The sequence below is a fragment of the Janibacter melonis genome, assembly GCF_020567375.1.
GTDB classification, from domain to species: Bacteria; Actinomycetota; Actinomycetes; order Actinomycetales; family Dermatophilaceae; genus Marihabitans; species Marihabitans melonis.
In genome coordinates, this window is record NZ_JAJBZM010000002.1 from 578,702 (window position 1) to 588,768 (window position 10,067).

The following is a 10,067-nucleotide window of genomic DNA, read 5'->3' on the forward strand; positions in this document are numbered from 1 at the left end:
CCGTTCGGGAGGGTGCGGGTGTGGGTGAGGTCCGGCGGTGCCGGCTCAGTAGGTGTCGTAGTCGTAGCCGCTGCTGCTGTCCTGGCTGATCGCCCAGGCGAAGAAGGAGGCCACGGCGATGATCGCGAGGACGGACAGGACGGCGAAGACGATCCAGCCGATCTTCGTCAGCCTCGAGGCGGAGGCCGGGTCGGAGGACTGCTTGACCAGACCCATGATGCCGAGGATCAGCGGGGCGATGCCGACGAGCGTGCAGTAGCACGACAGCGTGAGCAGCGCCGACAGGATCGTCAGCACCAGGGCCGAGACGTTGAGGTCGCTGCTGCCCCCGGCGGGCGGCGGGCCGTAGGGATTCGGGGAGTACGGGGTCTGGCCGTACTGGGGCTGCTGGCCGTAGCCGGGCTGGCTCGCGCCGTACGGGCTCGGCTGCTGGCCCTGCGGGCCACCCGAGCTCTGACCCCCGGGCTGCTGCGGGTCCTGGCCGGGCTGGTGCGGCGGGTAGGGGTCCATGCTCACGTGCGAGTCCTCGTCTGGCGTCGTCGGGAGGCGCGTCCCCCGCTGGGTCGCCAGGGTACGCGGGCACGGCCTGCCCCACGACGGGGAGCGGTCCCCGGCCGCTCAGCGCAGGTGCTGCTGGACGAGCGCGAGCGTCGCGTCGTCGAAGGCGACGAGCGTCACCTCGTCGACGTCGGCGGTCGAGGCCGAGATGGTCTCGACCGCGCAGGCGACGGCGTCCCCCTTCGGCCACCCGTAGATGCCGGCACTGACGAGCGGGAAGGCGAGCGTCCGCGCGCCGATCTCCTCGGCGACCTCGAGGCTGCGGCGGTAGCAGGACGCGAGGAGGTCCCGGTCGCGCTCGCCCGCCGAGTAGTTCGGTCCGACGGTGTGGATGACCCAGCGGGCGGGCATCTCGCCCGCGGTGGTCCAGCCGGCGTCGCCGGTCGCGAGCCCGTGCGGGAAGCGCTCGACGCAGTCGCGCAGGACTGCCGGCCCTCCCGCGCGGTGGATCGCTCCGTCGACGCCCCCGCCGCCGCGCATCGCGCGGTTCGCGGCGTTGACGACGGCGTCGACGCGGGCCTGGGTGATGTCGCCGCGGACGGCGTGCGGTGTCGGCATGCCCCCATGCTGCACCGGTGGGAGGATGACGGGGTGAGTGCGACGCTGCCCCAGGTGGTCCCCGGAGCCGACCTGCCCGACGCCGTGACGATCTACGAGGTCGGGCCGCGTGACGGCCTGCAGAACGAGTCGACGGTCGTGCCGACCGCGGTCAAGGCCGACTTCGTGCGGCGGCTCGTCGCCGCGGGGCTCGGCACGGTCGAGACGACCTCCTTCGTCAGTCCCCGGTGGGTGCCCCAGCTCGCCGATGCCGAGGACCTGCTCACCGAGCTCGGCGACGAGGGCCTCGGCCACCGCCGGCCGGTCCTCGTGCCCAACGAGCGCGGGCTCGACCGCGCGATGGAGCACGGGGTCGGCGCGATCGCGATCTTCGGCAGCGCGACGGAGACCTTCGCCCAGCGCAACCTCGGGCGCTCGCTCGCCGAGTCGGTGCAGATGTTCGCCCCCGTGGTGCGCCGCGCGCTCGACAGCGACCTGTGGGTGCGGGCGTACGTGTCGATGTGCTTCGGCGACCCGTGGGAGGGCCCGGTGCCGGTCACGCAGGTGGCCGACGCGTGCGAGTCCCTCATGGAGCTCGGCGCCCACCAGCTCTCGCTCGGAGACACCATCGGCACCGGCACCACCGGGCACGTCGAGGCGCTGCTCCTCGAGCTCGAGCGGCGCGGCATCGGCGCCGACGTCATCGGCGTGCACTTCCACGACACCTACGGGCAGGCGCTGGCCAACACCCTCACCGCCCTGCGGGCCGGTGTGCGGGTCGTCGACGCCTCCACCGGCGGGCTCGGCGGGTGCCCGTACGCGAGGTCGGCGACGGGCAACCTCGCGACCGAGGACCTCGTGTGGGCCCTCGACGGGCTGGGCATCCGCACCGGGGTCGACCTCGGCGCGCTCGTCGAGACGAGCGTGTGGATGGCCGAGCAGCTCGGTCGTCCGGCGCCCTCGCGGGTCGTCAAGGCGCTCTCCGGGGGCTGAGGGACGGGTCCGCGGCGGCGCCAGGGCGGCCAGGTGTGACCGCGGGGCGGTCAGGTGTGGCCGGGGGCGGCCGGTCTGCGGCCGCGTCAGCCGGCGACTGCGACGCCGGTGATCCGGTGGATCGAGTACGTCCGCTGCTCGTCCTCGACACTCCCGCGCACGCGTCCCCCTTCGACCGCCTCGGGCAGCAGGAGCACCCGGCGCACGTCGCCGATCGCGTCGGCGACACCGAGCCACACGTGCACCCGGTCGGCCGCCGCCTCGCGCAGCACACCGGCGACCCCCGCGGGGTCCATCGGGGGCAGCGGGGGCCCGGGCGGGCTGACGAGCGCGCGGGCCTGGGCGGCCTGCTCGCCGCGGCGCATCGCGGCGACGAGCGCCGGTGGGTCGGCCGCCGCCGTCACCGGCGGCGGCACCTCACGGGGCGGGCTGACGCGGCGCACCGCGCCCGCCGCCGTGACGACCCCGCCCGAGCTCTCGCGCACGGGTGACGCACCGACCTCGCGCAGGCTCTCGAGCAGGACCGGGGCGGAGGCGGGGGAGACGAGCACCGTCGGGGCGAGCCGGCGCAGCTGGAGGTGCGAGAGGTCGCGCAGGGCGAGCAGGCGGTCGAGGTGCGCCTCGTCGTCGCTGCGCAGGTAGGAGCCGACGCTGCCGGCGCGCAGCTGCCCGTGCCGGCGGGCGACATCGCGCACGAGGTACTCCAGCCCCTGCGGCAGGGGTGTGCGGCTGATCGCCGCGAGCTCGGCGAGGAGCTGCTCGCCGTCGAGGCCGGCGTCGAGGGCCTGGCGCACCGAGGCGTCGCTGAAGCGGTAGATCGAGGCGCCGCCGCGCGACTCCAGGGTGGCGCTGCGGCGCAGGGTGGTCGCGAGGGACGGGCTCGGCGGACCGGGTACGACGGCGGTGAGGTCGGCCTGGACGAGCGCGTGGTCCACCGGCTCGGGCAGGTCGCCCTGGAGGATCTCGACCGCCTGGGGCGAGGCCCCCCGTACGACGGCGGTCGCCGCGGTGCCGATGCGGTCCTGCACGGTGACGCCGAGGCGCTCGGCCTCGATGAGGACCGAGCCGACGACGCCCTCGGCGTCCTGGGGCATGCGGCGGGGACGGCGCTCGCGCAGCGCCGTCGTGACCTCGGCGGCGGGCACGCCCTGCGCGAGCACGTCGAGGACGTCGGCCCGCAGACCGCGGATCGGTGGCCAGACCATGTCGTCGGACAGGGCCCGCGGTGCGCTCTCGCCGATCTGCAGGGTGGTGCGCAGCGAGGTGGTCCACGGCACGACGAGGTCGACCCAGCGCTGGGCGGTGCTCGCCTCGCGCCAGGTCTCGACGAGGGTCGTGAGGCGCCAGGTCGGCTCGGCCCCCTCGTCGTCGGCGAGGAGCCGCGCGCCCAGGGCGAGGTCGAGCAGGAAGCGCAGGTCGTCGGGGTCGAGCTGGGTCTGGCGGGCCAGCGAGCGCAGGTCGACGACGGCCATGCCGCCGGACCGCAGCACGCGGGGCCGGGCCGACTCGAGGTGCTCGAGGACCTCGTCGAGGAGCGCGACGAGGTCGAGGACGACGGCCGCCGTCTGGGTGTCGACATCGGGGGAGGGGCCGCTCTCGGCCGGGGCCGTGAGGTCCGGGCGACGGCGGGTCGTCCCGCCGCGCAGGTGCAGGGCGACCTCGCGAGGGAGGGTGACGCGCAGACGGGCGGTGTCGTCGGCGTCCTCGCGCACCGCCGCGAGGCCGTGCTCGCCGAGCCACCGCGCTGCCGTCGCCGCCTGGCTGTCGCTGCTCACCGTCGCGACGGGCCCGCCGTCGACGAGCCGGTCGAGGACGGTCCGCGCCGCGGGCGGGGCCTCCTCGCGCAACTGGTCGACGTCGTCGGGGTCGACGACGGGCAGGCGCAGATCGGCGGCCCGGGGGCCGAGACCAGCGGGGGCGGGGCCGAGCACGTCGAGGACGGTGCGGGTGGGGGCCAGCCCGTCGGGTGCGCGCCACAGCAGGGCGGCGTCGCGCAGGGCGAGGACCGGCTCGGCCAGACCGGGCCCGTCGAGACCGGTGAGCTCGGCCAGTCCCTCGGGCACGGGCTCGGCCACCCCGTCGAGCGCTGCGCGCGGCGAGCCGTCGAGCAGCGCGGCGGCCTCGAGGACGGCGAGGTGGGTGGCGTCGAGGTGGTCGACGGCGCGGGTGGTGCTCGCGACGGTGGCGGCGCGGGCGGCGAGCGCGGTGAGGTCGGCGGGGGCGGGCCGGGTGAGGTCCGGGCGTCGCCGGAGGAGCTCAGCCAGCTCCTCCTCGGAGCGGGAGCGGATGTCCTCGGCCAGCGAACGCACCAGTGCACGCTACTCCGCGACCCAGCAGCACCTCGACGCACGAGCAGCACGACGAGATGCGGCTCGCGCTGCGAGGTGCTGCCTGCAGCACCTCGTCTAGGTTCGGGGGATGGCGCACCCGAGCGGAGAGCAGTGGCAGATCGAGCACGGCGACCTCGTCGCGGTGGTCACCGAGGTCGGGGGCGGGCTGCGCTCGCTGCGCCTGGGCGATCTCGACGTCGTCGCCGGCTACGAGGCCGACGAGATGGCCTCGTCGGGCCGCGGCCAGGTCCTCGTGCCGTGGCCGAACAGGCTGCGCGACGGGCGCTACGAGATGGACGGCACGACCCACGAGCTGCCGATCACCGAGCCGGAGACCGGCAACGCCAGCCACGGCCTCACCCGCTGGGAGGGCTGGCGGCTGCGAGAGCGGCACGACGACGCGGTCGTCGTGAGCCACACGATCCACCCCCGGCCGGGCTGGCCCTTCCACGTCGAGGTCGTCGTCGCCTGGGTGCTCGACGGCTCGGGCCTGACGTGCACGACCCAGGCGACGAACGTCGGTGACACCGTCGCGCCGTGGGGCTACGGCGCTCACCCCTACCTCGCGCTCGCCGGCACGCCCGCCGCGCAGTCGCGCGTGCGTGTGTCCGCCGGCCGGGTCCTCCTCGTCGACGACCGGATGCTCCCGGCCGACCTCGTCGAGGTGGGCGGGACCCCCTTCGACCTGCGTGACGGCGAGCCGCTCGGCGAGCGCGACGTCGACAACGCCTACACCGACCTCGAGCGGGGCGATGACCGCTGCTGGCAGGTCGAGATGGCCACGGACCGGCTCGTCAGCCGGGTGTGGGGCGGGCCGGGCCTGGACTGGGTGCAGGTCTTCACCGGCAAGGCACGCGACGAAGGGGGAGCCCCCGGGGTCGCCGTCGAGCCGCTGTCGTGCCCGGCCGACGCCTACAACACCGGGGTCGGGCTCGTGCGTCTCGAGCCCGGGCAGACGTGGATCGCCCAGTGGGGTCTCGAGGCGCAGCGGGTCTGAGGCTCAGCCGGCGCGCTGCGTGCGCGGCGAGGTCGAGGGGCTCGCGGCGGGCAGGCCGTTGACCTCGGGGCTGACGATGCGCTCGATGCGCAGCAGCATCCAGGCGCTGACGACGAGGCCGAGGAGCATGCAGCCGATGAAGACGGCGGCCAGGCCGCGGCCCAGCAGGACGCCCGCGAGGACCGGTCCGACGATCGCGCCGAGCATGAAGGCCGTCGAGCTCGCGGCGTTCATCCGGCCGCGCAGGTGGTCGGGGGCCGAGTCGTTGACCATCGCCGGGATCGAGGGCTGGAGCATCGTCTCGCCGAGACCGAAGACCGCGCCGTAGGCGACGACGAGCATCGCGGCGGCGAGGGTGCCCGGCAGCAGGCCGGACAGCCCGAGCAGGCCCCACGAGACGGCCCAGATCGCGAGGAGGGTCATCATGACGCGGGTGCGGCGGTGGCCCTCGATGCGGTGGAGGACGACGAACTGCAGCAGGACGATGACGGCGGTGTTGGCGGCGAAGAGCAGGCCGACCGCCTCGGTGCTCACCTGCGAGACGGTCCGGGCGAAGGCGGGGATGCCGGCCTCCATCTGCCCGTAGCCGACGGTGCTCGTCAGCGCGGTGACCGCGAGGATCCAGCCGAAGCCGGGGCGGCGCAGCACGGCGGCGTAGGACCGCGGCTCGGAGGCGTCCGTGTGCGCGGCCCGGCCGTGGACGTGGCGCAGCGGGCCGAGCAGCCACATGACGGGGATGAGGACGAGCACCGCGTCGAGGAGGAAGAGGGCCTCGAAGGTGATCGGCCGGTCGACGTCGACGACCGCACCGGCGAGGACCCCGCCGAGGCCGATGCCGAGGTTGAGCAGGGCGAAGTTCACGCCGAAGTAGCGCTGGCGCATCCGGCCCGCGACGATCGCGGAGATGAGGGAGTTCGACGCCGACCAGCCGGTGCCGTGCGCGAGCCCGAGGAAGAGGCAGGCGACGAGCGCGATCGGCAGGGTCGAGGAGAAGGCGAGCGCCACGGTCCCGATCGAGGCGAGGACGCTGCCGCTCATGACGACGAGCCGGGCGCCGACCCGGTCGACGAAGGTGCCGGCGATCGGCCCGTAGATGGCGGCGATGACGGCCATGAGACCCATGAGGGTGCCGGACAGCTCGAGGCTGAAGCCGCGGACCTCGTGGAGGTAGATGACGGTGAAGGGCAGGGTCATGCCGCGCCCGAGGTGCTGCAGCGCGACCGTCGAGAGCAGGTAGCGGCCCTCGCGCGGGAGGGCGGCCCAGAAGCCGCGCACCCCGGGGCCGATCTCGTCGGCCGGGACGTCCACCGGGAGGGCGGAGGGCCGATGGGCAGTCACGAGGTGACACTGTGCCCCATCCGCGCACGGCCTGCATCTGGAGGCGCACCGGAGCACCGCCTCGACCAGGCCGGACGCCGGTGGGGCACGGCGAGGTGGGCGCGGGCGTTAGCCTTGAGGGTGGCCCACGGGCCGCACAGACATCGACGGCGACGCGACGCCCACGCGAGCGCGGCCGTGCACACGACAAGACCAAGGGGTTCACCGTGCCGACTGGCAAGGTCAAGTGGTACGACCAGGAGAAGGGCTTCGGCTTCATCTCCGGCGACGACGGCGAGGACGTCTTCCTCCACGCGAACGCTCTCCCGCAGGGCGTGAGCACGCTCGGCGGCGGGACGCGCGTCGAGTTCGGCATCGTCGAGGGGCGCCGCGGCGCCCAGGCGCTCTCCGTCACCGTCCTCGAGCCCGCTCCGAGCGTCGCGGCCAACCGCCGCGAGCGCGACCGCAAGCCGGCCGAGGACATGGAGGTCATCATCGAGGACCTCATCAAGCTGCTCGACGGGGTCGGTGCCGGCCTGCGCCGGGGCCGCTACCCCGAGAAGGGCCAGGGCAAGAAGATCGCCCAGGTCATGCGCCGCGTCGCCGACGACCTCGACGTCTGATGGCGGCGACCAGGACCCGGGCGGTCAAGAGCGACGCCGTCCTCGCGGCCGCGGTGGAGACCGCGCGCGAGGCCGTCGTCGCCGTCGCCGACCCCGGCACCGTCGGCGAGCACGAGTCCTTCGCGATGGACGAGGACCGGCTCGGCACCCACTACTTCACGTGCACCGCGCCGGGCTACCACGGCTGGCGCTGGGCGGTCTCGCTCGCCCGCGTGCCCCGCGCGAAGGTCGCGACGGTGTGCGAGACCCACCTCGTGCCCGGCGCCGAGGCGCTCCTGTCGCCGCAGTGGCTCCCGTGGGCCGAGCGGCTCCAGCCCGGCGACGTCGGCCCCGGCGACGTCACCCCGAAGATCGACGACGACCCCAACCTCGTCGCGGGCTTCGAGGCGACCGGTGACGAGGACGTCGACGAGGTCGGCTTCTTCGAGCTCGGCCTCGGTCGCCCCCGCGTCCTGTCGGCCGAGGGGCGCGACGCCGCGGCCCAGCGCTGGTACGACGGCGAGCACGGCCCGAGCGCCGCGGTCGCCGTCAAGGCGAGCGAGCACTGCTCGTCGTGCGGCTACTTCGTGCCGATGGCCGGCGCGCTCCGCCCCGTCTTCGGGGTGTGCGCCAACGAGTGGTCGCCGAGCGACGGCTCGGTCGTGAGCCTCGACCACGGGTGCGGTGCGCACTCCGAGGTCGACATGGACGCCCCGGAGCCCGAGCGCGTGTCCGCGCCGGTGCTCGACGAGGAGACGCTCGAAGAGCTCTGAGCCGGTGGGCGCCCGGTCAGCGCTCGCCGACGCGTCGCACGGCGTCCGGCACGCGGATCGGCGCGTCCGCGTCGGCCGCGTTGCCGCGCCCGCGGCGCAGGTAGACCCACCCGAGCGCGCCGACGGCGAGGCCGCTGACGCAGGCCCACGGCCACCAGTCCCGATCGCCCGTGCGCAGGGGCGGCACGGCGAGGACGACGACGAGGGCGACGGCCCACAGGATCATGCCCGCGGCGGCGACCCGGTCGGCCCGCACGCGCACGAGGTCGGGGGCGTCGGTGCCCTGCTCGCCCTTCGACCCGCTCGTCACGGGGTCAGCGTAGGCGCACTACTCTGCGCGCATGTCCTCCACCCCTGACACGGCGCGCCTGGGCGCCCTCGACGGCTTCTTCCGCATCACCGAGCGGGGCTCGACCCTCGGCCGCGAGATCCGCGGTGGCCTGGCCACCTTCTTCACGATGGCCTACATCGTCGTCCTCAACCCGCTCATCATCGGGACCCAGGCCGACTCGACCGGTGGCTTCCTCGGTGGGGGAGACGTCGAGCAGGCCAAGCTCCTCGTCGCCGCCGGCACCGCCCTCGTCGCGGGCCTGCTGACCATCCTCATGGGCGTCGTCGCGAACTTCCCGCTCGCGCTCGCCGCCGGGCTGGGCCTCAACGCCTTCGTCGCCTTCGGCATCGCCAAGCTGCCGGGCATGACGTGGGCCGACGCGATGGGCCTCGTCGTCCTCGAGGGCATCATCATCTTGCTCCTCGTGCTCACCGGCTTCCGCCGGGCCGTGCTCCTCGCGGTGCCCGCCCAGCTGAAGACGGCGATCTCCGTCGGCATCGGCCTCTTCATCACCGTCGTCGGCCTCGTCGACGCGGGCTTCGTGCGCAAGGCGGCCGGCGGCCCCCTCGGCGAGCTCGGCGTCGGCGGCTTCCTCGCCGGCTGGCCCCTGCTCGTCTTCGTCATCGGTCTGCTGACGATCATCGGCCTGTACTCGCGCGGGGTGAACGGCGCGATCCTCTACGGCATCTTCGGCACGACCGTGCTCGCGCTCGTCGTCGAGGCCGTCGCCGACGTCGGCCCGCGCATCGTCGGCCCGGACGGCGTCGTGCAGAACCCCACCGGCTGGGGGCTCAACGTGCCCGCGCTGCCCGACTCGCTCGTCTCCGTGCCCGACCTCGGGCTCATCGGCGACTTCAACCTCCTCGGCTCCTTCGACAAGATCGGCGTCGTCGCGGCCTTCCTGCTGATCTTCACGCTCATGCTCGCCGACTTCTTCGACACCATGGGCACGATGGTCGCCGTCGGCGCGGAGGGCGGTCTGCTCGACGAGGACGGCAACCCGCCCCACAGCCAGCGCATCCTCGTCGTCGACTCGATCGGCGCGATCGCCGGTGGCGCCGCGAGCGTCTCCTCGAACACCTCGTACATCGAGTCCGCCACGGGCGTCGGCGAAGGGGCCCGCACGGGTCTGTCGGCGGTCGTCACCGGCGTGCTCTTCCTGCTCGCGACCTTCCTCAGCCCGCTCGTCGCGGTCGTGCCCTACGAGGCGGCCACCCCGGCGCTCGTGCTCGTCGGCTTCCTCATGATGCAGCAGGTCGGTCAGATCAGCTGGGACGACCTCGAGATCGCGATCCCGTCCTTCCTCACGATCGTCCTCATGCCCTTCACCTACTCGATCACCGCGGGCATCGGCGCCGGCTTCGTCACCTACGTCTTCCTCAAGCTCGTCCGGGGCAAGGCCAGCCAGGTGCACCCGCTCATGTGGCTCGTCTCGGTGCTCTTCGTCCTCTACTTCGGCATCGACCCGATCAAGAGCCTCCTCGGCGTCCAGTAGCCGGTGAGCGAGGGGCGACTCCCCTCCACCCTCTCGAGTGAGGGGGGGGGGGGGGGGGGGGGGGGGCCGCGGGGGGGGGGGGGGGGCGGCCCGGGGGGGGGGGGGGGCGGGGGGGGGGGGGGGGGGGGGGGGTT

The 10,067-nt window shown here is 74.4% G+C and carries 10 protein-coding genes; 5 read left to right on the forward strand and 5 right to left on the reverse strand.

Annotated elements, in window-relative coordinates; all coding sequences use genetic code 11:
* Nucleotides 1–45: 45 nt before the first annotated feature.
* Nucleotides 46–516, reverse strand: coding sequence for a hypothetical protein (locus LIV55_RS08910; RefSeq protein WP_229299944.1), 471 nt, complete (start codon nucleotides 514–516; stop codon nucleotides 46–48).
* A gap of 102 nt (nucleotides 517–618) precedes the next feature.
* Nucleotides 619–1,116, reverse strand: a complete 498-nt coding sequence (locus LIV55_RS08915) for an O-acetyl-ADP-ribose deacetylase (RefSeq protein ID WP_229299945.1) — start codon at nucleotides 1,114–1,116, stop codon at nucleotides 619–621.
* A gap of 6 nt (nucleotides 1,117–1,122) precedes the next feature.
* Between LIV55_RS08915 and LIV55_RS08920 the strand changes: the two genes are divergently transcribed.
* Nucleotides 1,123–2,088: a hydroxymethylglutaryl-CoA lyase gene (locus LIV55_RS08920; RefSeq protein WP_372456514.1), complete on the forward strand. Its 966-nt coding sequence runs from the start codon at nucleotides 1,123–1,125 to the stop codon at nucleotides 2,086–2,088.
* A gap of 86 nt (nucleotides 2,089–2,174) precedes the next feature.
* Here the strand turns inward: LIV55_RS08920 and LIV55_RS08925 are convergent, their stop codons facing one another.
* Nucleotides 2,175–4,397 (reverse strand): helicase-associated domain-containing protein, encoded by a 2,223-nt coding sequence (locus LIV55_RS08925; RefSeq protein ID WP_229299947.1) that lies wholly within the window; start codon nucleotides 4,395–4,397, stop codon nucleotides 2,175–2,177.
* A 109-nt stretch (nucleotides 4,398–4,506) separates the two neighbouring features.
* Between LIV55_RS08925 and LIV55_RS08930 the strand changes: the two genes are divergently transcribed.
* Complete coding sequence (locus LIV55_RS08930; protein WP_229299948.1) at nucleotides 4,507–5,415, forward strand: aldose 1-epimerase family protein; 909 nt, start codon at nucleotides 4,507–4,509, stop codon at nucleotides 5,413–5,415.
* A 3-nt stretch (nucleotides 5,416–5,418) separates the two neighbouring features.
* Here the strand turns inward: LIV55_RS08930 and LIV55_RS08935 are convergent, their stop codons facing one another.
* Nucleotides 5,419–6,753 carry an MFS transporter gene (locus tag LIV55_RS08935; protein ID WP_191564551.1) on the reverse strand — a complete coding sequence of 445 codons (1,335 nt, stop codon included), beginning with the start codon at nucleotides 6,751–6,753 and terminating at the stop codon, nucleotides 5,419–5,421.
* Between the two features lie 206 nt (nucleotides 6,754–6,959).
* On the opposite strand from LIV55_RS08935, the gene LIV55_RS17195 reads away from it, so the two are divergent.
* Together LIV55_RS17195 and LIV55_RS08945 are read left to right on the forward strand one after the other, a co-directional pair.
* On the forward strand, nucleotides 6,960–7,355 hold the full coding sequence (locus LIV55_RS17195; RefSeq protein WP_068269679.1) for a cold-shock protein: 396 nt from the start codon (nucleotides 6,960–6,962) through the stop codon (nucleotides 7,353–7,355).
* On the forward strand, nucleotides 7,355–8,107 hold the full coding sequence (locus LIV55_RS08945; protein ID WP_229299949.1) for a DUF3027 domain-containing protein: 753 nt from the start codon (nucleotides 7,355–7,357) through the stop codon (nucleotides 8,105–8,107). The genes LIV55_RS17195 and LIV55_RS08945 overlap by 1 nt, the downstream gene beginning before the upstream one ends.
* Nucleotides 8,108–8,123: 16 nt before the next feature.
* On the opposite strand, the gene LIV55_RS08950 is transcribed toward LIV55_RS08945, so the two are convergent.
* Nucleotides 8,124–8,417 carry a DUF2530 domain-containing protein gene (locus LIV55_RS08950; RefSeq protein ID WP_224766991.1) on the reverse strand — a complete coding sequence of 98 codons (294 nt, stop codon included), beginning with the start codon at nucleotides 8,415–8,417 and terminating at the stop codon, nucleotides 8,124–8,126.
* Between the two features lie 31 nt (nucleotides 8,418–8,448).
* On the opposite strand from LIV55_RS08950, the gene LIV55_RS08955 reads away from it, so the two are divergent.
* Nucleotides 8,449–9,933 carry an NCS2 family permease gene (locus tag LIV55_RS08955; protein WP_201467736.1) on the forward strand — a complete coding sequence of 495 codons (1,485 nt, stop codon included), beginning with the start codon at nucleotides 8,449–8,451 and terminating at the stop codon, nucleotides 9,931–9,933.
* Nucleotides 9,934–10,067 lie beyond the last annotated feature (134 nt).

Bases quoted from the DNA above. Each gene is read 5' to 3' on its own strand.
- LIV55_RS08915 (WP_229299945.1), bottom strand. From the start codon at position 1,116: ATGCCGACACCGCACGCCGTCCGCGGCGACATCACCCAGGCCCGCGTC.
- LIV55_RS08955 (WP_201467736.1), top strand. From the start codon at position 8,449: ATGTCCTCCACCCCTGACACGGCGCGCCTGGGCGCCCTCGACGGCTTC.
- LIV55_RS08945 (WP_229299949.1), top strand. From the start codon at position 7,355: ATGGCGGCGACCAGGACCCGGGCGGTCAAGAGCGACGCCGTCCTCGCG.
- LIV55_RS08920 (WP_372456514.1), top strand. From the start codon at position 1,123: ATGCTGCACCGGTGGGAGGATGACGGGGTGAGTGCGACGCTGCCCCAG.
- LIV55_RS08930 (WP_229299948.1), top strand. From the start codon at position 4,507: ATGGCGCACCCGAGCGGAGAGCAGTGGCAGATCGAGCACGGCGACCTC.